Raw genomic sequence first — 20,080 nt, forward strand, 5'->3', positions numbered from 1 at the left:
CCGCGACCACCTCGTGCGCGGGGACGGCTTCCAGATGCCGGAGTTCACACTCCGGCGTTCCCGCTGCCGCCGCGCTCGACCGGGATCCACAGCTGGGAGCCGGTCTCCGCACCGACCTCCACCGGCTGCGTGAGCAGGAGCTCCGGACCTGGCCGACTCGTGTACGGGTTCGAGGGGAACCACTGCGTGAACACGTCCCGCCACAGCTCCTGGAGGGCGCTCGGATACGGGCCGTGGTTGTCGAAGACCGCCCAGGTCCCGGCCGGCACGTCGAGGGTGTCGAGCTCCTCGGCGGCCACCTCGGGGCCGGTCACGACTCCGACCCAGTAGTCGGCCTCGGCCCCCTCCTCCCGGCTGTCGCTCAGGTACACCGCCGCGGACAGGACACCCGCCGGTTCCCCGTCGGCCAGCTCCTTCATCCGGGCGATCGCCCGCTCGTCCAGGCTCTTCACGTGCGCCGCGGCGGCCGCGTTGACCCCCTCGTGCACGAGCGGCACCCGGGCCTTCCGGCCGACGACCCGGAACGACTCCTTCTCCACGATCCGGTACCGCATGCTCGTACTGCCTTCTACGACGACACGGAAGGACATGCGCGGCTGCGCCGTGAGCACCGCACCCGTGCGCCGGGCCTCGCCCGGCCCGATGCCGTGCACCGACCGGAACGCCCGGGCGAACGCCTCGCCCGAGCCGTACCCGTACCGCACCGCGACATCGAGCAGCGTCAGCTCCCCGGCCAGTACCTCGGCCCCCGCGAGCGTCATCCGCCGGCGCCGCACGTAGACCGGGAGCGGCATCCCGGCGAGCGCGGAGAACAGCCGCCGGAAGTGGTACTCCGACACCGCGGCGATCCGTGCCACCTCGGCCATGTCGACCTCCCGGTCGAGGCAGGTCTCCAGGTGGTCAAGCGCCTGATTCAGCCGCTCCAGCACGCGTATCCGTCCTTCTTCCTCGTGACTCCGCTGCGGGCGCTCCCCCTGCCGACCTGCCGGAACAGCAGGAGCCCAGGAGCCGCAGTGGCCGGATCCGAGCCTAACGCCCGACAAAACCAGTGCGGGAAGTGTCGGGTGGGAGGCCCCGGCGTTCCCCGAGGCTTACGCCCATGACTGATATTGATGGAGTGTGCGAGCCGCGGTTCGCCGCGGTCCGTGAGGCGCTTGCGGTTTCGCTCGGCAAGGACGACGTGGGTGCCTCGGCCGCCGTCTACGTCGACGGCGAGCCGGTGGTCGACATCTGGGGCGGGTACGGCGATGCGGACCGTTCCGTCAGGTGGGAGCGCGACACCCTCACCAACGTGAACTCGACGACCAAGAACATGACCGCCCTGTGTGCGCTGATCCTGGCCGACCGCGGCCGGCTCGACCTGTCCGCGCCGCTCGCCGCCTATTGGCCCGAGTTCGCCGTGGCCGGCAAGGAGAACGTCCTGGTGCGGCACGCACTGTCACACACCGCGGGGCTGCCGGACCTGGCCGGGCTGGGGGCGGTCGAGGAGCTCTACGACTGGGAGGCCGTGACGGCGGGGCTGGCCGCGCAGGCTCCCGAATGGGAACCCGGAACGGCCGCCGGCTATCACGCGCTCACCTTCGGGTTCCTGGTCGGTGAGATCGTCCGCCGCATCACCGGCCGCAGTCTCGGCGAGTTCTTCGCCGAGGAGGTGGCGGGGCCGCTGGGCGCGGACTTCCACATCGGGCTCTCCGCGCAGGACGACCACCGCGTCGCGCCGCTCATCCCCCCGCCGTCACTGACCGACGAGTACGCCTCCAGCGCGCCGCCCGGACCGGACGGCGCACGCCGGGAACACACTGGTGCCGCGATCCGCGTCAGGGACGTCAACTCCGTGGCGTGGCGCCGTGCGCAGATCCCTGCGGTGAACGGTTTCGGCAACGCTCGATCCGTCGCCCTCGCCCAGTCGGTACTGGCAAACCAGGGATCGGCCGGCGGTGTGCGGCTGCTGTCCCCCCGGGGCTGTGAGCCCGCGTGGCAGGAGGTGTTCCGCGGCGACGACCGCGTCCTGCGGACACCGATGTCCTGGACCGTGGGCTTCGGCAAGTTCGGCAACACCTTCGGCTGGGGCGGCTGGGGCGGCTCGCTGGTCGTGAGCGATCCCGACGCGCGGATGACGGTGGCCTACGTCATGAACCAGATGATCGACCGCGACCGTCAGGAGGACAACCGCGGCATGGAAATCGTCATGGCCGCCTACAGCGGCCTGCGTTGAGGGGGGCAGGGGGAACCGCTCGCCGAGGTTCCCCACCCCATCCACCCGTCGTCGCGGACCGGTAGGGCACAATCGCGGTCAACTGGGTGGGCGCAGCGGTGGGGGTGGGAACGTGGGGCTTTTTGGTTCGCGAAGCCGACGCAAGGGCATACCGAACGATCCGTCTCTACTGGCTGCGGCGGCTGAGAATCCCGGTGGCAGCGTCGCCGAGATCGACCCGGCGCACATCGACGACCCGAACGGCTACGTACCTCCCGAGGCGATCCGCGGCGCCTGGCTGGTGGATGGCAACGGGAAGCTGACGGGCGAGTACCAGCAGAATCCGCGTCATGGGGTGCCGCAGGACGACTTCGGCAAGCTCACCGATCCCGATCACTGGCTCGGCTGGCTCGGCGATGATCCCGCGGCCGCCGTCCGGAAGGGCATCGAAGAGTCCCTGCGCGCCCAGGTGGCGGACGCGGTGGTCGAGTGGGTCAAGATCCTTGAAACGCCCCGGTTCCTCACGGGTGGGCGTCAACGGTCCGAGGACGAAGAGGTCATGGTCCTCACCCGCGCGGCACTCGCCGCGCCGTTCGCGTTGTCCGTTCACTCAGCGCAGCACGGGCGTTCCGTCCTCCTGGGGGTCTTCTCCTGGGCAGCGGTGAACCTCGCACCGCCCCAAACCCGCAAGGACCGGCACTGGTTCGACCTGGGCGTCGGGCTGGACTGGGCCGGTGAACGGCTTCAGGAGCGGATCTACGGGATCGACGGTGAGGACGGCGGCGCCGAGCGGTAAGAACGGCGTCGGCGCTCCGTACCGGCGGTCGGAGCGGACACACGACTCAGTAGGTGCAATGGACGGGGAGGCATCGTCCGGTACTCCTGTCGGCAGCCCGACGGCGGCGGCTGCGGTCCGGACGGCTGAGCCGCGTCGGGCAGGTTCACGGGCCGGCGGCTGTGCTGCGTGCCGAGTGGGCGGGCGGCGGGCGCGCTGCTGTGGGGCGCGTGTCAGCTGTCGGGAGGGGTGGGCAGTCGACGGAGTTCGAGCAGGACCAGTGCGATCTTCACTGCCGTGGAAATCGTCAGGGCCTGGAGAAACGGCATTCCCATGAGCCACAGGGCCACCATCATGACGGTGAGCACGAGGAATGCCGGCAGCAGGTTCGTCCGCCTGATCGCGGTCCGTAGATGCCCGGCTCTGCTCCGGTGCCGACTCGCCGTGGCGATCGTGGGCGCGGTGACGCCGTGCTCCCCGGCTTGCGGCATCGGCTGCTGCCTTTCGCTCGTGCTGGTCTCCGGCCACGAGTCTCGGGCGAGGCCTCGGCGGACTGCCACCGCTGCCGCTCGCCCGACCGCCAACCGAGGTACAGGTTCACCTCACCGGGCCAGGCGGCTGACGTCCCGTGACACTCCCCTGCTGCTGGTGGCGGACACCGGCGACGCGGCGTGTCGGCGCACGGGATGCCGTCGGCGTCGAGCGACAGGCAGCTCGCGTTCAGGACGGGGGCCGCGTCGCCCGCGTCCAGGCCCAGCAGCCGCTTCTGTTCGTCGTCGGCGAGGGCGGCACGGGCCGTGTACCGGGCGCCGACGGGTACGTGGCCGGCGGCGGCCAGGACGCCGAAGAGGGAGGCGGTGGTGAAGTCGGCACCGACGGCGGCCGGCGCGACGGCGAGGGGTACGAGGTCGTAGCTCACGCACACCGGCAGGCCGTCCAGGAAGCGGACCCTGCGCAGCTCGAACAGCTCAACCGGAGCCTGGGCCGCTCGGTCACCGCCCGCGTGCTGGGCGCCCGCAGGGTGGTGCGGCTGATGCCGAGCTGCTCGCACAGATGCCGCTCCGAGGGCAGCCGCTGCTGCGGGGCAAGGATGCCGGCCGCGATGGCGTGCGCCAGAGCCTCCTTGGCCACGACGTACGGCGGCTGCGCGCCGGTGGGCGACACGGCATCGAAGGTGGGCTCTACGGGCACGGTTGGCTCCCGCGCGCATCGGTCCCCGCCATGGCCCCGGGAGACCGGCGGAGTTCTGGACCACGATGGTGGCCGCAGACGAACTGCTCGATCCGACGGACGGGGACGAGCGCGGGACCGTGGCCCAAGCCCTCGACGAGAGCCGGGTGCGTCTGACCGAATGCGCCCGATGAGGACCGCCCGGTAGGACGGCACCCGTGGAGCACGTACGGCTGCGCGCCGCGGGCATTGCGTACCGGATGTGTGGTGCGGCCGGTGGGGTGCGGCCTGTACGTGGGCAGCGGGGTTACCGTCTGTGTCATGACTGCTGATTCCCTGCGCTCCGTAACCGTCGAGCGGACTGGTCCTGGCATGTTCACCGCGACCAACTCCCGCGGTGACACGATCACCTTCGGCACCGGATCCGGCGGGGGCTTCACCCCCGTCGAACTCTTCCTCGCCGCGATCGGCGGTTGCTCCGCGGCCGATGTGGACGTCGCCACCACCCGGCACTCCGAACCCACCGAGTTCTCCGTCGCCGTCAACGGGCACAAGGCCGAGGACGCCGGCGGCAACCGCATGACGGACCTGGAGGCCGCCTTCACCGTCCGCTTCCCCGAAGGCGAGGCCGGCGACCGGGCCCGCGCGATCCTGCCGCGCGCGGTGAAGACCTCCCACGACAAGCTCTGTACGGTCAGCCGCACGGTGGAAGCCGGGACCCCGGTCGTTGTGAAGGTCACCGACACGGACTGATCGACCGGCGCCGGTGCGGATGACGGTGTCGGGGACCCGTCATCCGCATCGAGAACGTCCCCGCCGGCAGTCGGGGGCCTGACAGCCACAGGTCTCGCATGTAGCGTCGCTCCATGACCGACGAGACCACGGCCAGGGCAGACCGCGACTTCTACACGTTCGACGGCCGGATCCTGGAGGTCTTCGGCAGCCATCCGAAGCGGTTCCACATCCGGAACATGGACCTGCGGGTCACGGGCCCCGACCGGAAGGGGAGGCGGACCGTCGAGATCGTCGCCGGTCCGCCCGAAGCACCCGCGACGCAGCACACATGGCACATCTCAGCCGAGGAATGGCAGCGGGCAGAGGGCCTCGAAGCCCTGCTGGAAGCGGTAAGGGCGGGCATCGCGTCGGCTCGGGCGCGGGGAGCCTGAGGGTGGTTTCCCTCGAATGTGGTTGAGGACGGCCGTCGCCGAAGACGTCCGCTCGTCGTCGCACGAGGCGGGAGCGGTGGCCATGCCCCCCATCAGCGGCCGGTGTCCGAGTGGTGGACGCTGAGGTCGCCGTAGGTCGACAGAACGTCGGCCAGGTCGCCTGGTTCGTGCCGCAGGGTGGAGTCCAGGAAGGCAAGAGTGGTCGCGGCGACGACGCGGGGGCTTTCGGAGCGGCCCAGGGAGCCGACGAGCGAGGGCACCGGCGGCAGGTACAAGGGGCCGTCCATGAACGTGAGGTGTGCGGCGCCGGGGATGGTGAGCCGGTAGCTCGTCTCGGTGTTGAGGTCGAGGGCCTCGGTGAGTCGGGGTAGGTAACGCGGGTCGGTTCCGGGGGTGATGGCCTGGGTGAGCGCGAGCGTCGGCTGGTGGAGGGAGGGGGAGGCAGGGCCGTGGGGGTAGCCGTCCAGATCGATGACGGCGTCGAACCGGGGGTCCTGCCGGGCCGCCTGCAGAGCAGCGGCGCCGCCCATGGAGTGCCCGGTGACCGCCACCCGGCCGGTGTCGAGTCGTCCGGTCAGCGGATCGGTCGTTTCACCTCTGTCGAGACCCTCCAGCCGGGTGAGGACGAAGCCGAGGTCGGCGGCCCGGACAGCAGTCCAGTCGACCGCCAGCACCTCGTCCTTGTCCCGGTCTCCGGTGGAGGCGATCTCGGCGCGGATCGTTCGGCCGTCGTCGAGGACGACGGCGGCGGAGTCGTACGGGTGGTCGAGGGCGGCGACCACGTAACCGTGGCCGGCCAGTTCCTCCGCCCAGGCGGTGTTCTGGGTACGCGCCCCGCCCGACCCGGGAGAGAACAGCACGACCGGGAAGCGTTCGCCCCCACCGGCCACCGGGGCGTCGAAGACCGATCGGGTACGGGCACGCGGGACGCCGTCGACCAGGAAGCCGGGCAGGCCGGCCTCGCGGGCGAAGGCGTCGGAAACGGTGCGCGCCTCGCGCTCCGTGCGTCCGAGGTACTGGGCCCGCTGCGTGCCTGCCGGGGCCTTCCGCGCGGGGTACCAGAGCTGGATCACGACCGTGCGCCGGTCGTGCGGATCAGCGGTGAAACTCTCGGGGCGGAGGGGGTCGGTCCACTGCACCACGCGGGTGCCGACCGCGAATTGGCCGGACGGCTCGGGGAAAACGGGTACCGGAAAGGCCCAGGCGGCCACCGGACCCGCGGCGATCAGGCCGACGCAGGCCATCGACCCCGGCAACGCCAGCCACCATCGGGCCCGCCACGCCGGTCGGCCCGTACGGCGTCGTAGTAGTAGTCGTAGCAGTAGAGGAGTAAGGGCGAAGGGCAGCGCTACGGCGGCGCCTGCCAGTACCGGCAGCATCTGCCAGCGGATCCCCGTCACGCTCAGCGCGATCGCGGACGGCACCAGGAGCGCCGCCGCCGCGATCGTGACGCGTGGGCGCGCGACGGCGGGAAGCCAGCGCGCCAGGACCAGCGCGACGGCACCCAGCAGGGCGAGTATTTCCAGGGGGGACATGTACAGCCCCGTGATGATCTCGGTCACCCGGCCATGCTCGGCGCTGGGCGTGCGCTGCCACATCGCTCCCGGATCGCCATCGTGTGCGTCCGGGGTGGCAAACCGAGAGAGGTCCCGTGCGACCGGAGTGGCAATCGAGTGCGCCGCATCGGCGGCCGCCCTGCTACCAGGGGAGGTAGCGGGACTCCTCCTGTGGTCGTAGCTCGGCACTGCGCCATCAGACGGTGGGCCCATGTGCTTCGCGGGCCGGCGGCCTACCGTGACAGGTCCGCGGCACGTGCGGTACGTGCCGGGCCGCGCGGGGGTGGCGGCCCGGCCGGGGCCGCCGTGACGCTGAATCGACGGGACGTGTGATGACCGAGGCGGCCGCGGAACCCGGCAATGCCCGCCCGGTCTGCTCCCGGGAGCAGGTGTGGAGGGTGCGGCGGGTGTGGCCGACGAAGACAGCCGCCCGGCGCTGGGGCCTTCGGCTGCCGCCCATGGTGTGGGACTCGCTGTTGTCGGCGCTGCTCCTGCTCAACGTCATGACCACCCGCGCGCCGCAGGAGCTCCCGGTGGCCGTGGGCCTCACCGCCGCTCTTGCGCTGCCGCTGATGTGGCGGCGCCGGGCCCCGCTCACGGTGTTCGGCGCCGTGGCGGCCGCGGCCTTCGTCCAGTGGCTGATGGACGTCCAACTGCCTGCGGACGTCGCCCTGCTGGTGGCTCTCCACACGGCGGCGGCGAACTCGGGCCGGCGTGGCACCTTCATCGCCGGTGCCGTCGTGGAGGTCGGGGCCCTGCTGGCCTGCCTGCGCTGGGCGACGGAAGGTGCGTTCCTGACCCCCTTCGTCGCGGTGACCGCGTTGGTCCTCGCCGCCGCCGTCCTGGGGGTGAACGTGCGGACCAAACGCGCCTACCTCGCAGCCCTGGAGGAACGGGCCGCACGCCTGGAGCAGCAACAGGAGCAGCAGGCGCGAATGGCCGCCGCCGAGGAAAGGGCACGTATCACCCGGGAGATGCACGACATCGTCACCCACAACCTGTCCGTCATGGTCGCGCTCACCGACGCCGCCGTGTACGCGCAGCACCGGTCGCCGGACAAGGCCACCACCGCGATGCTCCAGATCTCCGAGACGGGCCGGCAGGCCCTGACCGACATGCGGCGCTCGTTGGGCATCCTGCGGAGCGACGAACGGGACGGCGAACCGAACGGCGAGCTGGAGGGCGAGCTGAACGGCGAACCGGGCGCGGAGCGCCACCCGTTGCCCGGCATCGCACAGCTGGAGGCCCTCGCCGGCCAGATGTGCGCCGCCGGGCTGCCGACCCGCGTCGAGGTCCGGGGCGGCCACACCCACGTACCCGCCACCGCACAGCTGACCGTCTACCGCCTGGTACAGGAAGCCTTGACCAACACCCTCAAGCACACGCCCACCGGCACGCACGCGAAGGTCCGGATACGGTGCTCGAACGACACCGTCACGGTGGACGTCACCGACAGCGGCCCCTGCCCGCCACTTCCCGGCGCCACACCGTCCGGCCACGGCATCCCCGGCATGCGCGAGCGCTCGGCCGCCTACGGAGGGAAGTTGCGGGCCGGACCGCTTCCGGGCGGCGGCTGGGGAGTCCACACCCGCCTCCTCCTCGGCAGCAGCGGAGCGGCGTCCGCATGACGATCCGCATCCTGATCGCAGACGACGAAGCGCTGCTCCGCATGGCCTTCAGCACGGTCCTGGAGGTCCAGCCCGACATGGCACCGGTCGGCGAAGCCGCGGACGGCGCCGAGGCCGTACGCCTCGCCCGGGAGCTGCGCCCCGATGTCGTCCTGATGGACGTCCGGATGCCCGGGACCGACGGGATCGAGGCGACCCGACAGGTCGTCCGGGTCTCCCCGCGGAGCAGAGTACTGATCCTGACCACCTTCGACCTGGACGAGTACGCCTTCGCCGGACTGGGCGCCGGAGCCTCGGGCTTCCTGCTGAAGAACACCAGGCCCGAGGAGTTGCTCGCCGCGATACGCAGGGTGGCCGCGGGCGACGCGGTGGTCTCCCCGCGGATCACCCGGCGGCTGCTGGAGAGCCTGCGTCCGCACATCCCCGACGCCGGCGGCGCCGGCCGCGACGAGCGGCTGAGCCGGCTCAGTGCCCGTGAGCGCGAGGTGCTCGTCCAGGTGGGCTGCGGCCTGTCCAACACCGAGATCGCGGCCGCCCTGCACCTCGCGGAGGCGACCGTGAAGTCCCATCTGGGGCGGATCCTGCACAAGCTCGAACTCCGCGACCGGATACAGGCCGTGATCTTCGCCTACGAGAGCCGCCTCATCCACCCGGCGTGAGGCCGCCGCACCAGTCGCCCCTCACCGGCGCCTGGGCCGGCCGCCGGCGGCTACCGGCTACCGGCTGAGCGACCTGAGCGCAGCCGCGTCGTACGGCTTCAGTTCGTCGAAGCGGTTGCCGAGGACCTTCGCCGCCCACTGCGGGTCCTGGAGGAGTGCCCGGCCGACGGCGACCATGTCGAACTCGTCGCGTTCCATGCGGTCCAGGAGGTTGTCGATGTCACCGAGTGCCGCGCCCTCACCGGCGAACGCGCGGAGGAAGTCGCCGTCGAGGCCGACCGAGCCGACGGTGATGGTCGGCCGACCGGTGAGCTTCTTGGTCCAGCCCGCCAGGTTCAGGTCGGAGCCCTCGAACTCGGGGAGCCAGTAGCGCCGGGTGGAGGCGTGGAACGCGTCGACGCCCGCCTCCGCCAGCGGGGCCAGGACCGCCTCCAGCTCCTGCGGAGTCTGCGCCAGCCGGGCGTCGTAGGCCTCCTGCTTCCACTGCGAGTAGCGGAAGATCACCGGGAAGTCGGCCGCGACGCGCTCGCGGACCGCGGCCACTACCTCCGCGGCGAACTTCGTACGGGCCACCGCGTCGCCGCCGTAGGCGTCGGTGCGGCGGTTGGTTCGCTCCCACAGGAACTGGTCGAGGAGGTAGCCGTGGGCGCCGTGCAGTTCGACGCCGTCGAACCCGATCCGCTCGGCTTCCGCGGCGGCATCGGCGAACGCGCCGATGACGTCGTCGAGGTCGGCGCGGGTCATCGCCCGGCCGGTCCCCTCGGTGCCGTCCACGCGGATCCCGGAGGGGCCGACGGCGGGTGCGTCGGCGTACGGCGCTTCGCCCTGCTTGCGCACCATGCCTATGTGCCACAGCTGGGGCACGATCGTGCCGCCCGCCTCGTGCACGGCCGCGGCGACCTTCGCCCACCCCGCCAGCTGGTCCTCGCCGTGGAACCGCGGGACCTGGTCGCTCTGCCCGGCGGAGTCGTGACCGACGTAGGTTCCCTCGGTGACGATCAGGCCCACGCCCGCGGCGGCCCGGCTGGCGTAGTACGCCCGCACGTCCTCGCCGGGCACACCGCCCGGGGAGAACATCCGCGTCATCGGAGCCATCGCGATGCGGTTGGGGACGGTCAGGCCGTTCAGCGTGATGGGCCGGGACAGGATCTCGGCCGCGCGGGAGGCGGTGGACGTGGTGACGGTCATGCGGGTCCTCCGGTTGAGGCTGTGGCTCGTCGGGGTGACTACAGGAAGTGCATAGTACACAGGCTATGTATCATGCATATTGCAGCGGGATCGGCTCTCGCGCGGAGCGGTCCGCGAGGCCGCACCGGCAGAGGTCCACCGGTGCATGGGTCGGCGACAATGGAGCGCCGGAAGAGTGGGAGGCGCAGTGCTGGAGAAACTGGAGCGGGAGCTGATGCTCCTCTCGCGGCACCAGGTGCTTGCCCGGCGCGAGCGCGACCCCGAACGCCTGGAGCGGTCGGCCTACCTGCTGCTCAGCCGGATCGACACCCAAGGCCCCATGTCCATCGGGCAGTTGGCAGAGGCCTTTGGGCTCGACACCTCGACCGTGAACCGCCAGACGGCCGTACTGCTGCGCTGTGGACTGGCCGAGCGCGTCGCGGACCCGGACGGCGGCATGGCCCGCAAGCTGCGCATCACCGCCGAAGGAGGGCGCCGGCTCAGCGGAGACCGTGAGGTCAACCAGTCCTGCCTGGCCCGGGTGGTGGCCGACTGGTCCCCCGAGGCGGTCCGGGAGCTGGAGGACGTCCTGGTCCGGCTCAACCGCAGCGCCGAGGCCCTCGAAGGACGCTACTGGCCGCGCGAGGAGGAAGACGGCACCCGCGCCGCATGCCACCCGCCGGTGCCGCACGCATCCCCGGCCACCGCTCCGCAGGCACCCGCGCCCACCGCCCAGTAGGAGCGCCCGGGGCCCCTCCCGTGGGGCCCGATGACCTACCGGCCCGAGCGCCCCGTGGGGGGTCAGCGCCGGTAGAGGGTGATCTCCAGACCGCGGGCCTCGTGGTGGTAGGCCGGTGACAGGCCGGCGCGGGTGAGGGCCTGCTGTTGGGACGCGGAGGTGAGGGCGGCGAACCGGCCGGCACCGGAGGAGAGGTGGAGGCAGGAGATCTGCCAGATGCGGGGCATGCCCGTCAGGCGCTGCCGCAGGAGCGCGGGGTCGGCGGGGAGGTTGTTCAGGGCGCCCAGTTCGGCGGCCGTTCGGACCGTTCCCAGATCGGGGAGGCCTGCGAAGACCTCCGGGTGGGCGGAGGCGATGAGCCCGCACCGGCCGCCGCTGAACAGGACGCCGTCTCCGGGAGCGGCGCTGCTGCGCAGCATGCTGATCACGGCGGTGGTGTCCCACGGGCGGCTGTCCTCGTGGCGGATGGCCAGGTGGGACAGGGCCATGGGGACGGCCAGCAGCAGTACGAGCACCAGCCGTCGGGCCGGTCGAAGGCCGGTGGCGGCGGCCGCGACGAGCAGGGCCGCCGCCGGCAGGCAGAACAGCAAGTACCGGTAGGAGAAGAAGGGATGGCCGAGGGAGACGATCCCCAGGAGCAGCGGGGGCACGGTCAGCCAGGGCAGGGCGACGGCGAGGAGGAGGGGCGGGGCCTGGTGCCGTCGGGCCACGACGAGTGCCACGGCGGCGAGGGCTGTGAGGGCGAGCACGAGCTTCGGCGCGGCGGGGAGGGTGTCCTGGCCCGGCGTGAGCAGCCAGGTGAGGAAGCCGAACGGGGTTCCGCCGGTGACCGGTGAGGCCTCGCCCACGGCGGAGCGCTGGGTGAAGCCGAGCACCAGCAGCGGGACGACGGCGGCGACGCCAACGGCCTGGGCGGACAGCAGGCGTACGGTCGCGCAGCGGCCGGGGCGGCACAGGACCACCGTGACCGCGTGGGCGGCCACCAGCAGCAGCCCCACCACGTTGAACCAGCCCGACAGGGCGATCAGCACGGCGTAGCCGGCCAGCCGGCGGCCGCCCAGGGCGCCGGCGCGGGCGTCGCCGGACAGGGCCTTCACCAGGGCGCACGTCGCGAGCACGGCCAGGGCCATGACGAAGGCGAAGGACCGGGCTTCCTGCGCGTACCGCGACGCGGTGGGCGCGGCGGCGAGCGCCAATCCCGCGTACAGGCCGAGGCGCGGGCCGCCCAGCATCCGCCCCAGCCGCGCGAGGCCACCCGCCGCGACGGCCACCGCGACCGCGGAGGGCAGTCGCATCGCGAACTCGCCGACCCCGAAGACCTGTCCCACGAGGTGCATCAGCACGTAGTGCAGGCCGTGCACCGCGTCCGCATCACCCAGCAGCTCCCCCAGCTGCGGCCAGGACCGCCGCGCCACGTCCATGGTGACGATCTCGTCGGTCCACGCGGAGGGGCCCGTAATCCCCCACAGCCCCAGGACGAGAGCTACGAGCGACGGTGCCCACCGCACCGTACGGGACCAGCGCGGCGCCGGCCCCGATCCGGCCGGGCCGCCGGGGAGGTCGCGGATCACGGGCGGTAGACCTTGCCGGGCTCGGGGTGGGCCGGTGCGAGGAGTTGGGAGACCGTCACGAAGGTGTACCCGCGGTGGTGGAGTTCGGTGATGATGCCGGGGACCGCGGGGATGGTTCCGGCGTAGCGCTCCTGGAGCAGAATGATCCCGTCGCGTTCCGTCCGGTCGAGGACGCGCTTTTCGATGAGTTCGGTGTCGGTGGTCTGGTAGTCCTTCGCGGTGACGCTCCACAGGATCTGGGCGAGCCCGAGTTCCTTCATCACCTTGGAGACCTCGTCGTTGGTGGCGCCGCCCGGAGGGCGCATGAGGACGGGCGCACGGCTCGTCGCCTTCGCTACCTGCTGTTGCACCGGCTCGATTTCGGCGCGTATCGCGTCCGGGGTGAGCTCGGTGAGGTTCTCGTGCGACCAGGTGTGGTTCGCTATTTCGTGCCCCTCGTCGGCCATCCGGCGCACGGTGTCGGGATCGGTGTGCCCCTTCCCCTGGAGAAAGAACGTCGCCGGCGCCTCCTCGCGCTTGAGGACATCGAGGAGGTCGGGGGTGGGCTTGCTCGGGCCTCCGTCGAACGTGAGCGCCACGCACTTGGCGACCTTGCAGTCCACCAGGCCGAAAGCGCGCTCGGGGCTGGCGGGGACCGCGCTGTCGCGGGCGGAGGCCGGGGAGACGACGCCGGTGAGGCTGCTGCAGGCGGTGAGGGTGGCGATCAGCAGCGCGGTCGCCGCAGTGACGATTCTGCGGGAGGGGAATTGCATGGGAGGGCGCTTTCTGAGTCCGCGGGCGGGGAGGAGTGGGGGCACGAACCAACTCGTGCCCGGCCGGTACCGCGTCGCTGTCGCGGCAGCGCCCCGCGCACGGGGCGGAGGCGGAGGCGGTGACGCGGTTCCGGGAATGAGAAAGGCCGTTCGGTGGAGGCGTTCTCGACCGGCCGCGGTCAGCATGCGAGAGCGGACCTGAAGATGCCCCAAAGATCCTGAAGATCCTCTTTGGGAACGAGGGCAGGGCTCATGTAAGCCTTGGACGCATGAACGACATCCTGGTCGTCGAGGACGATCCCCAGCTCGGCCCCGCCCTGCGGCGCGGCCTGGCTGCCGAGGGTTACCGCGTCGAACTCGTCGGCGATGGGACACGCGGGCTGGAACGGGCCCTGGCCGGCGATCACGCGGTGATCGTGCTGGACATCATGCTTCCCGGACTGAACGGGTACCGGGTCTGCTCCGCCCTGCGCGCGGCGGGTGTGGACACGCCCGTGCTGATGCTCACCGCCAAGGACGGCGACTACGACGAGGCGGAGGGCCTGGACACCGGGGCCGACGACTACCTCGTCAAGCCGTTCGCCTCCGTCGTCCTCCTCGCCCGGCTGCGCGCCCTGCTGCGCCGGGGCCGTACGAGCACCGACAGGGGGTCCGTCCTGCGCGCCGGTGACCTGTGGGTGGACCTCGCCGCCCGCCGCGCGGGCCGCGGCAGCCGCGAGCTCGCCCTGACCCCGACGGAGTTCGCGATCCTCACCTGCCTGATGCACACACCGGACCAGGCGGTGTCGAAGGAGGCGATCCTCGACGAGGTGTGGGATCCGGCGTACGCCGGCGGCACCGCCATCGTGGAGGTCTACATCTCCGCGTTGCGCAAGAAGGTCGACACCCCGTTCGCTACGCACAGCATCGAAACCGTTCGCGGTCACGGCTACCGCCTGGACTCCCGCCAGGAACGCCGTGACGTCTGACCCGCGGCGTCCGGGACCTACGAGGCCCACGACCACGAGGCCCACGCGGCGTGCCCTACGGACGCCCACCCTGGTCCGGAGGCTGCCCGCCCAGGTCCGCACCGCGCTCGTGGCCGGTCTCGCCGCTCTCGTCCTGTTCGGCGGCGGCGCCGCATGGCTCCACCAGCACGTCCACGACGAGGTCTACCGCACGTCCGAGGAACGCGGGATCGAGCTGTCCGTGCAGCTGGCCGGGCAGGCGGCCGCGGGCAAGCGGGACATCTCCGACGAGCTGTTCGGCTGGCCCCTCATCCAGATCGACCGGACGGGCCGCGTCGTCACCGATTCGGGAGGAGCCCTGGACCTCGCGGGTGTGCAGGGGCTGCTCCCGCCGCCGCCCGCGGACCCGGCTCCCGGTCGGCAGACCGGCTGGCCCGCGGCCGGCACCGTTCATACCGGGGGCATCGACGAGCAGGAGCGCGCCCGCTTCCACAGCCCTGACGGCGGTCGGCGACCGGGCCCCTTCAACCTGTCCGGGGAGGGCAAGTACCAGCTCGCCCACTGGCAGGCCCACGAGCTCGCCCACAGCACCATGACCGTCTACGCCACAGCCGTCACGACCCCGGCGGGCAAGTGCGACCACCCCACCGAACCCGACGGATCGTGCCGGTCCGTCCTCTACGTCTTCGTCCCGCCCTACAACGCCGACCAGGCCGTCGCCGCGCTGACCACCCCGCTGACAGCCGGCGTCCCGGCCGCCGCGCTCCTGGTCGCCGCGACGGCCTGGGCCGCCGCGCGGCGCTCACTGCGGCCGGTCGAAGCGATCCGCCGCGAGGTCTCCGAGATCACCGATGTCAGCCTCGACCGCCGGGTGCCGGTCCCCGAGGGCCGTGACCCCATCCGCTCCCTCGCCCAGACGACGAATGCCACCCTCGATCAGCTGGAGGACGCCGTCGACCGGCAGCACCGCTTCGTCGCCGACGCCGCCCACGAGCTGCGCTCCCCCCTCGCAGCCCTGCGCTACCAGCTCGAAACCGCCCTCGACCACCCCGACCGCATCGACTCGACCGAAACCCTCGAAGACGCCCTCGCCGCCACCCGGCGCATCCACGGCCTCACCGAGGACCTCCTGCTGCTCGCCCTCCCCGAGCACCCCACCACTCATTCGCTGATCGACCTCGCGGGACTCAGCCGCGAACTCGTCCACGAGTACCAGCACCTGAACCGTCCCGTGACCCTGAACAGCGCACCCGACCAGGCGCCGGTGCGCGGCGACGGCCTCCAGTTGCACCGGCTGCTGCGCAACGTCCTCGACAACGCCGTACGACACGCGCACGCCGAGGTCGTCCTCGACGTCACCGACGACGGCCGCACGTGCACGGTCACCGTCCACAACGACGGCACCGCCCTCACCGCCGACGAGTGCGAGTGGGTCTTCGAACGCTTCACCCGCCTCGACGAGGCCCGTACCCGCGACACCGGCGGCAGCGGGCTCGGCCTCGCCATCGCCCGGGACATCGCCCACCGCCACCGCGGCACCCTCACCGCCCGGCCCTCCCACCCGGGCCCCGGCACCACCTTCACCCTCCGCATCCCGGCCGCACCGGACGCGGGGCGGCCGGGATAGCAGCCCCTGCCCACGTGCGACGGGTGGCAGCGTTCCGGTGGAGCCGGGAACAGGAGGGGGCCGGTTCACTTCCTCCAGAACAGGTGGTGCGTCACACCGCTCGGGCTGGGCACGACCTCCAAGTGGAACCGGTCGAGCAGCTCGTCGGGGGATTCCCAGAGCCGCAGTCCGGACCCGAGCTTCACCGGCGAAACCACCACGTGCATGGTGTCGACGAGGTCGGCGTCCAGGAACTGCCGGATGGTGCTCACTCCGCCGCCGAGCCGGACGTCCTTGCCCCGCGCCGCTTCACGGGCCTGCCCGAGGACCGCGGCAGGGTCGCCCGCGACGAAGTGGAACGTCGTGTCGGAGAGCGTGAACGAGGGCCGCTCATGGTGGGTCATGACGAACACCGGAGTACGGAACGGGGGCTCGTCACCCCACCAGCCCTGCCAGTCGTGGTCCTGCCAGGGCCCCCGCTGGGGCCCGAACTTGTTGCGGCCCATGATCTCCGCGCCGATGTCGCGCGCGTAGTCCCGCGTAAAGTAGTCGTCCAGGCCCCGGCTCCCCCCGGGATCGGTGCGCATCGGCCAGCTCGCCGTGGCACCGGCCCACGAGAACAGCCTCTCGGGCGATACATGACCGAACGGCCTCTCAAGGGTCTGGTCCTCACCGGCACCGATCCCGTCGCTCGAAACGCAGAAATTCTGGACCCTCAGTAGCTGACCCATGTGCTTCCTCCCGTGATGGCTCTCATGGTGATGAGACTCTCCGAACCGGCCGAACTCATCGCCAATTGCGATATCGGTCGAGATTCGAGCCGCCTGAAGCCTGTCCCGAATACGGATCACCGCTCCGAGCCGATCGACCGGACCGCTTGGTGCACGCCCGCGTACTGCTCCCCGACATCACCGTGCTCACCCTGGGCGCCGGCGGCCTCGGCCAGGACGCGGACGGGCTCGGCGTCTTTCAAGGGGTGCGTGCCCTTCGCACGATCGGCCTGCGCCGGGCGAGCTGCGATCCGGACGAAATGCCCTGACGCGACGCACCACCCGCGCCGGGGCATCGGCCCGTCCGCCGACGGACGCCGTGCCGAGGCCACTCCCGTACGGCCGGAGTGCACTTACGCTCGCCGCATGAGGGACAACGAGATCAAGCTCAAGGCCATCGCGGCACTCACCGGCCTGCGCAGCGGTGTGGGGACGGACTACGTGTCGCAGCTGCTCGGGGAGGTGACACCCACCGAGTTCCTCGTACCCGCCACCGGCGATCCGGAGGAGATCGGACGCGCCGTGCTGGACCAGCTCTCCCGTCCGCTGAGCGCCCTGGTCAACGGGTTCGTGCTGGCTTTCGAGGTCGTGGCGGACTCCTACGACGCCACGGACTCGGAAACCTCGACCGAGGAGCTCCTCCAGGCACTCGCACTCGAGCTGGCGAGCGACACCGACTGACCGACCCCGGCAGCGCGCGGTAGGTTGAGCGGATGACTACGGCACCCGTGATCCTCCTGCTGTCCGGAAGCCTGCGGGCCGACTCCTCCAACGAGTCCGTGCTGCGCACCGCACAGTCCGTGGCCCCCTCGTCGTCGCGCACCGTCTTCTACGAGGGGTTGGCGGGGCTGCCCCACTTCAACCCCGACGAGGACACGGAGCCGCTGCCCGCTCCCGTGGCCGCGTTGCGCAGGGCGATCGACGAGGCGACCGCCGTCCTGATCTGCACCCCGGAGTACGCGGGCACGCTTCCCGGGTCGTTCAAGAACCTGCTGGACTGGACGGTCGGCGGAACCGAAATCTGCGACAAGCCCGTGGCCTGGGTCAACTCGGCCGCCCCCGGCCGAGGCACGGGGGCCCAGGCCACACTGCGGACCGTACTCGGCTACACGGGCGCCGACATCGTCGAGTCGGCCTGCGTGACGATGCCGGTGGATCGCCGGATGGTCGGCGCGGACGGGATCATCACCGACGAAGGGGTGCGCGAAGAACTCGGCAAGGTACTCGCCCTGCTCACGGCGCCCCACGACCCGGCATCGCGGAGCGATCGGACCTAGGCCGTCCCCGGTCCCGATGCGCCATTCGCCGAGGGTCTGTCGCAGCGGGCCCGGGCCCGGGGTCGGCGCGGGGGAAAGGGATCTCGGGTGAGGCCAGTTCGGTCACGGGGGCGCTCCTGAGGGCGGTGGGGCCGGCAGGCGTACAACGGCGTCGACGGGGACTCGGGGTTGGTCGGCGCCGTGGATCACCCTCATGTGGGCGCCACCGAACTCCTGCGCCCATGGCGCCGGTAGGCGGGGTGGCCGAGGCGCCGCCGCAGCGCCACGGCCTGCTCGCCGACCTGCGCTATCCGACCGCGGCCGGCTCCGTGCGCCGCGGCTCCGCCGTGGTCCCGGTGGCGACGGGGGCCTTGCGGACGTGCAGGACGTACGCCTCCAGGGGCAGGGGGGTGCGGTCCCGCAGTTCCAGTCCGGCGTCGGCGAGCAGTCGGGCGTAGTGCTCGCCGCTGCGCTCGCGGCCGCCGACGTTGCACATCATGTGGAGGTCCCATGCCGTGGCGAGCGAGGAGGAACCGTCGGCGGGCAGGAGCCGCTCGATGATCAGCAGGTCGGCGTGGGCGGGCATCGCTTGGGCACAGTGGCGCAGGATCTCCCGGCACCGGTCGTCGTCCCAGTCGTGCAGGATGCGGGAGAGGACGTAGACGTCGCCGCCGTGCGGCACGTCCGCGAAGTCGCCGCTGCGGTAGTCGCAGCGGGCGCCGCAGCCCGCGGCGTCGAGCGAGCGGCGGGCGGCTTCGATGGCGTGGGGGCGCTCCAGGAGCGTGCCGCGCAGGTTCGGGTGTGCGGTGAGGATGCGGCCGAGGAGTTCGCCGTTGCCGCCTGCGACGTCCACGACGGTCCGGGGGGTGGGTGATTGGGCCGCGGCGGTGATCACGGGGTGGTCGGGGAGCGGCCGGAACATGCGTGAACTCGCCGCCATGGAGCGGTCGAAGAGGTCGGCGAGTTCGGGGTCGCGGACGAAGTGGTCGAAGTGGTTCTCGCCGAAGAGGTGGTCGAAGGCCGGCTCTCCGGTCCGTACGGTGTGGTCGAGGGCGGCGAAGGACCGGTAGAAGGGGCCCGCATACATCAGGGCCAGTGGGCGCATGGTGTCCGGGGAGTCCTCACGGAGCAGGGCGCCGAGCGGGGTGAGGCGGAAGCCGTCCTGTCCCTCGGTGTCCTCGGCCACGACGTCGAGCATCGCGAGGTAGCGCAGGAGCGTGGCGAGGCTGTCGGGGTGGGTGGCGGTGCGACGGGCCAGGTCCCGGGTGCTGGTGGCGGCGTCGGTGTCCATGGCTTCGGGCAGCCGCAGGCGCGCGAACGCGGCGAGGGCCTGTGTGGTCCACGCTCCGGTGAGGAGGTGGAGGAGCGTTTCGGCGGGCCGACCCGCGCTCGGGCGCTCGTCGAGGTCGGCGGCGAGGTGGGCGGCGAGGGCGTCCCGGTGGTCGCCGGGCATGTAGAGCTCGATGCGCCGGTAGCCGCAGGCCTCGCCCGCGGAGGTGGTGAAGTAGAGGACGGTGCCGTCCTCGTGCGGGTTGTACCCGCCGCCGTCGGGCCGGGCGCCGTACCGGGTGAGCACCGCGCACAGGCCGCGCAGCACCAGCGGGTCCGGGTGCTGCAGTTCGAAGGCCAGGTGGGCCTCGTGGCTCCGGGCGCGCTCGTTCGCGGCCAGCGCTTCCAGGTCCGAGCCGGCGGGCACGGTGAGGGCGAAGACCTCCACCGCGCGGCGCTCCCCGGCCGGGCCGTGGACCCGCGGGCGCAGGATCCGGACGTCGAGTTCGCCCGCGCCGCGGCGGTGGCGCCGGGCGAGCCGGTCCCGTACGACGACGCTGGGTTGGGACGGGGTGTCGGGGGCGAGCCCGCAGTCGGCGAGTCGGCTGCGCAGATCCTGCGGGTCGGTCGGGAAGAGCAGCAGGCCCACATGGGCGAACCGGCAGTGCGCGGCCAGCGACTTCAGTTCCGGGTCGCGCAGGCCGGGCAACAGGAGGGGCAGCAGGGTCGTGGTGTCGTGTTCCCGTACGAAGGCGGCCGCCGCGCGCAGGCGGGCCGTGTCGTCGGGGAGCATCGTTTCGCCCGAAAGTGGCGATCCGGCGGGGCGCGTCGCCTCGTCAGGGAGGGTCGCTTCGT

21 protein-coding genes and 1 pseudogene are annotated in these 20,080 nt (G+C 71.9%); 12 read left to right on the forward strand and 10 right to left on the reverse strand.

Going from position 1 to position 20,080, the window contains the following annotated elements:
• Window positions 1–44 precede the first annotated feature (44 nt).
• Window positions 45–929, reverse strand: a complete 885-nt coding sequence (locus AC3IYJ_RS02000) for an AraC family transcriptional regulator (protein ID WP_489399600.1) — start codon at window positions 927–929, stop codon at window positions 45–47.
• A gap of 170 nt (window positions 930–1,099) precedes the next feature.
• Here AC3IYJ_RS02000 and AC3IYJ_RS02005 point away from each other — a divergent pair, with 170 nt between their 5' ends.
• Window positions 1,100–2,215 (forward strand): serine hydrolase domain-containing protein, encoded by a 1,116-nt coding sequence (locus AC3IYJ_RS02005; RefSeq protein WP_489399601.1) that lies wholly within the window; start codon window positions 1,100–1,102, stop codon window positions 2,213–2,215.
• Window positions 2,216–2,327: 112 nt separating this feature from the next.
• Entirely contained in the window at window positions 2,328–2,990 is a 663-nt protein-coding gene (locus AC3IYJ_RS02010; RefSeq protein WP_489399602.1) for a hypothetical protein, read from the forward strand.
• Between the two features lie 212 nt (window positions 2,991–3,202).
• Here the strand turns inward: AC3IYJ_RS02010 and AC3IYJ_RS02015 are convergent, their stop codons facing one another.
• The 3 genes and pseudogenes from AC3IYJ_RS02015 to AC3IYJ_RS02025 all read right to left on the reverse strand — a co-directional run bounded on the left by AC3IYJ_RS02015 (window position 3,203) and on the right by AC3IYJ_RS02025 (window position 4,160).
• Window positions 3,203–3,460, reverse strand: coding sequence for a hypothetical protein (locus AC3IYJ_RS02015; protein ID WP_489403079.1), 258 nt, complete (start codon window positions 3,458–3,460; stop codon window positions 3,203–3,205).
• A 287-nt stretch (window positions 3,461–3,747) separates the two neighbouring features.
• Window positions 3,748–3,894: pseudogene (locus AC3IYJ_RS02020) on the reverse strand (hypothetical protein); the annotation flags it as partial.
• A complete protein-coding gene (locus AC3IYJ_RS02025; RefSeq protein ID WP_489399603.1) occupies window positions 3,885–4,160 on the reverse strand; it encodes a GntR family transcriptional regulator in 276 nt (91 codons plus the stop codon). The pseudogene AC3IYJ_RS02020 and the gene AC3IYJ_RS02025, both read right to left, overlap by 10 nt.
• A 300-nt stretch (window positions 4,161–4,460) precedes the next feature.
• On the opposite strand from AC3IYJ_RS02025, the gene AC3IYJ_RS02030 reads away from it, so the two are divergent.
• Both AC3IYJ_RS02030 and AC3IYJ_RS02035 read left to right on the forward strand, forming a co-directional pair.
• Window positions 4,461–4,892 carry an OsmC family protein gene (locus tag AC3IYJ_RS02030; RefSeq protein WP_489399604.1) on the forward strand — a complete coding sequence of 144 codons (432 nt, stop codon included), beginning with the start codon at window positions 4,461–4,463 and terminating at the stop codon, window positions 4,890–4,892.
• A 113-nt stretch (window positions 4,893–5,005) separates the two neighbouring features.
• On the forward strand, window positions 5,006–5,305 hold the full coding sequence (locus AC3IYJ_RS02035; RefSeq protein WP_489399605.1) for a hypothetical protein: 300 nt from the start codon (window positions 5,006–5,008) through the stop codon (window positions 5,303–5,305).
• Window positions 5,306–5,397: 92 nt separating this feature from the next.
• Here AC3IYJ_RS02035 and AC3IYJ_RS02040 read toward each other — a convergent pair whose 3' ends face one another.
• The gene (locus AC3IYJ_RS02040) at window positions 5,398–6,903 is read right to left on the reverse strand and encodes an alpha/beta hydrolase family protein (protein ID WP_489399606.1); all 1,506 of its coding nucleotides are present in this window, start codon (window positions 6,901–6,903) and stop codon (window positions 5,398–5,400) included.
• A gap of 290 nt (window positions 6,904–7,193) precedes the next feature.
• Here AC3IYJ_RS02040 and AC3IYJ_RS02045 point away from each other — a divergent pair, with 290 nt between their 5' ends.
• Window positions 7,194–8,489: a sensor histidine kinase gene (locus AC3IYJ_RS02045; protein WP_489399607.1), complete on the forward strand. Its 1,296-nt coding sequence runs from the start codon at window positions 7,194–7,196 to the stop codon at window positions 8,487–8,489.
• Window positions 8,486–9,148, forward strand: a complete 663-nt coding sequence (locus AC3IYJ_RS02050; protein WP_489399608.1) for a response regulator — start codon at window positions 8,486–8,488, stop codon at window positions 9,146–9,148. The genes AC3IYJ_RS02045 and AC3IYJ_RS02050 overlap by 4 nt, the downstream gene beginning before the upstream one ends.
• Window positions 9,149–9,205: 57 nt before the next feature.
• On the opposite strand, the gene AC3IYJ_RS02055 is transcribed toward AC3IYJ_RS02050, so the two are convergent.
• Entirely contained in the window at window positions 9,206–10,336 is a 1,131-nt protein-coding gene (locus AC3IYJ_RS02055) for an NADH:flavin oxidoreductase (RefSeq protein WP_489399609.1), read from the reverse strand.
• Window positions 10,337–10,481: 145 nt separating this feature from the next.
• Between AC3IYJ_RS02055 and AC3IYJ_RS02060 the strand changes: the two genes are divergently transcribed.
• Entirely contained in the window at window positions 10,482–11,054 is a 573-nt protein-coding gene (locus AC3IYJ_RS02060; RefSeq protein ID WP_489399610.1) for a MarR family winged helix-turn-helix transcriptional regulator, read from the forward strand.
• Between the two features lie 62 nt (window positions 11,055–11,116).
• Here the strand turns inward: AC3IYJ_RS02060 and AC3IYJ_RS02065 are convergent, their stop codons facing one another.
• Both AC3IYJ_RS02065 and AC3IYJ_RS02070 read right to left on the reverse strand, forming a co-directional pair.
• Window positions 11,117–12,625 (reverse strand): glycosyltransferase family 39 protein, encoded by a 1,509-nt coding sequence (locus AC3IYJ_RS02065; RefSeq protein WP_489399611.1) that lies wholly within the window; start codon window positions 12,623–12,625, stop codon window positions 11,117–11,119.
• Window positions 12,622–13,377 (reverse strand): polysaccharide deacetylase family protein, encoded by a 756-nt coding sequence (locus AC3IYJ_RS02070; protein WP_489399612.1) that lies wholly within the window; start codon window positions 13,375–13,377, stop codon window positions 12,622–12,624. The genes AC3IYJ_RS02065 and AC3IYJ_RS02070 overlap by 4 nt, the downstream gene beginning before the upstream one ends.
• Window positions 13,378–13,646: 269 nt before the next feature.
• On the opposite strand from AC3IYJ_RS02070, the gene AC3IYJ_RS02075 reads away from it, so the two are divergent.
• Window positions 13,647–14,345: a response regulator transcription factor gene (locus AC3IYJ_RS02075; RefSeq protein WP_489399613.1), complete on the forward strand. Its 699-nt coding sequence runs from the start codon at window positions 13,647–13,649 to the stop codon at window positions 14,343–14,345.
• Entirely contained in the window at window positions 14,335–15,951 is a 1,617-nt protein-coding gene (locus tag AC3IYJ_RS02080; RefSeq protein ID WP_489399614.1) for a sensor histidine kinase, read from the forward strand. The genes AC3IYJ_RS02075 and AC3IYJ_RS02080 overlap by 11 nt, the downstream gene beginning before the upstream one ends.
• Window positions 15,952–16,016: 65 nt before the next feature.
• On the opposite strand, the gene AC3IYJ_RS02085 is transcribed toward AC3IYJ_RS02080, so the two are convergent.
• Window positions 16,017–16,661 (reverse strand): dihydrofolate reductase family protein, encoded by a 645-nt coding sequence (locus tag AC3IYJ_RS02085; RefSeq protein ID WP_489399615.1) that lies wholly within the window; start codon window positions 16,659–16,661, stop codon window positions 16,017–16,019.
• Window positions 16,662–16,810: 149 nt separating this feature from the next.
• On the opposite strand from AC3IYJ_RS02085, the gene AC3IYJ_RS02090 reads away from it, so the two are divergent.
• The 3 genes from AC3IYJ_RS02090 (at window position 16,811) to AC3IYJ_RS02100 (ending at window position 17,977) form a co-directional block, all read left to right on the forward strand.
• Window positions 16,811–16,969 (forward strand): hypothetical protein, encoded by a 159-nt coding sequence (locus AC3IYJ_RS02090; RefSeq protein WP_489399616.1) that lies wholly within the window; start codon window positions 16,811–16,813, stop codon window positions 16,967–16,969.
• A 97-nt stretch (window positions 16,970–17,066) separates the two neighbouring features.
• Window positions 17,067–17,381, forward strand: coding sequence for a hypothetical protein (locus AC3IYJ_RS02095; RefSeq protein WP_489399617.1), 315 nt, complete (start codon window positions 17,067–17,069; stop codon window positions 17,379–17,381).
• Window positions 17,382–17,413: 32 nt separating this feature from the next.
• Window positions 17,414–17,977: an NADPH-dependent FMN reductase gene (locus AC3IYJ_RS02100; RefSeq protein ID WP_489399618.1), complete on the forward strand. Its 564-nt coding sequence runs from the start codon at window positions 17,414–17,416 to the stop codon at window positions 17,975–17,977.
• Between the two features lie 286 nt (window positions 17,978–18,263).
• Here AC3IYJ_RS02100 and AC3IYJ_RS02105 read toward each other — a convergent pair whose 3' ends face one another.
• Window positions 18,264–20,018, reverse strand: a complete 1,755-nt coding sequence (locus tag AC3IYJ_RS02105) for a methyltransferase (RefSeq protein ID WP_489402657.1) — start codon at window positions 20,016–20,018, stop codon at window positions 18,264–18,266.
• Between the last annotated feature and the right edge of the window lie 62 nt (window positions 20,019–20,080).

This window comes from Streptomyces sp. GL_140, from assembly GCF_057834465.1.

Coding starts and splice junctions, on each gene's coding strand:
- AC3IYJ_RS02005 (WP_489399601.1), top strand. CDS start 1,100: ATGACTGATATTGATGGAGTGTGCGAGCCGCGGTTCGCCGCGGTCCGT.
- AC3IYJ_RS02015 (WP_489403079.1), bottom strand. CDS start 3,460: ATGCCGCAAGCCGGGGAGCACGGCGTCACCGCGCCCACGATCGCCACG.
- AC3IYJ_RS02030 (WP_489399604.1), top strand. CDS start 4,461: ATGACTGCTGATTCCCTGCGCTCCGTAACCGTCGAGCGGACTGGTCCT.
- AC3IYJ_RS02035 (WP_489399605.1), top strand. CDS start 5,006: ATGACCGACGAGACCACGGCCAGGGCAGACCGCGACTTCTACACGTTC.
- AC3IYJ_RS02040 (WP_489399606.1), bottom strand. CDS start 6,903: ATGTGGCAGCGCACGCCCAGCGCCGAGCATGGCCGGGTGACCGAGATC.
- AC3IYJ_RS02045 (WP_489399607.1), top strand. CDS start 7,194: ATGACCGAGGCGGCCGCGGAACCCGGCAATGCCCGCCCGGTCTGCTCC.
- AC3IYJ_RS02050 (WP_489399608.1), top strand. CDS start 8,486: ATGACGATCCGCATCCTGATCGCAGACGACGAAGCGCTGCTCCGCATG.
- AC3IYJ_RS02055 (WP_489399609.1), bottom strand. CDS start 10,336: ATGACCGTCACCACGTCCACCGCCTCCCGCGCGGCCGAGATCCTGTCC.
- AC3IYJ_RS02060 (WP_489399610.1), top strand. CDS start 10,482: ATGGGTCGGCGACAATGGAGCGCCGGAAGAGTGGGAGGCGCAGTGCTG.
- AC3IYJ_RS02070 (WP_489399612.1), bottom strand. CDS start 13,377: ATGCAATTCCCCTCCCGCAGAATCGTCACTGCGGCGACCGCGCTGCTG.
- AC3IYJ_RS02075 (WP_489399613.1), top strand. CDS start 13,647: ATGAACGACATCCTGGTCGTCGAGGACGATCCCCAGCTCGGCCCCGCC.
- AC3IYJ_RS02085 (WP_489399615.1), bottom strand. CDS start 16,661: ATGGGTCAGCTACTGAGGGTCCAGAATTTCTGCGTTTCGAGCGACGGG.
- AC3IYJ_RS02095 (WP_489399617.1), top strand. CDS start 17,067: ATGAGGGACAACGAGATCAAGCTCAAGGCCATCGCGGCACTCACCGGC.
- AC3IYJ_RS02100 (WP_489399618.1), top strand. CDS start 17,414: ATGACTACGGCACCCGTGATCCTCCTGCTGTCCGGAAGCCTGCGGGCC.
- AC3IYJ_RS02105 (WP_489402657.1), bottom strand. CDS start 20,018: ATGCTCCCCGACGACACGGCCCGCCTGCGCGCGGCGGCCGCCTTCGTA.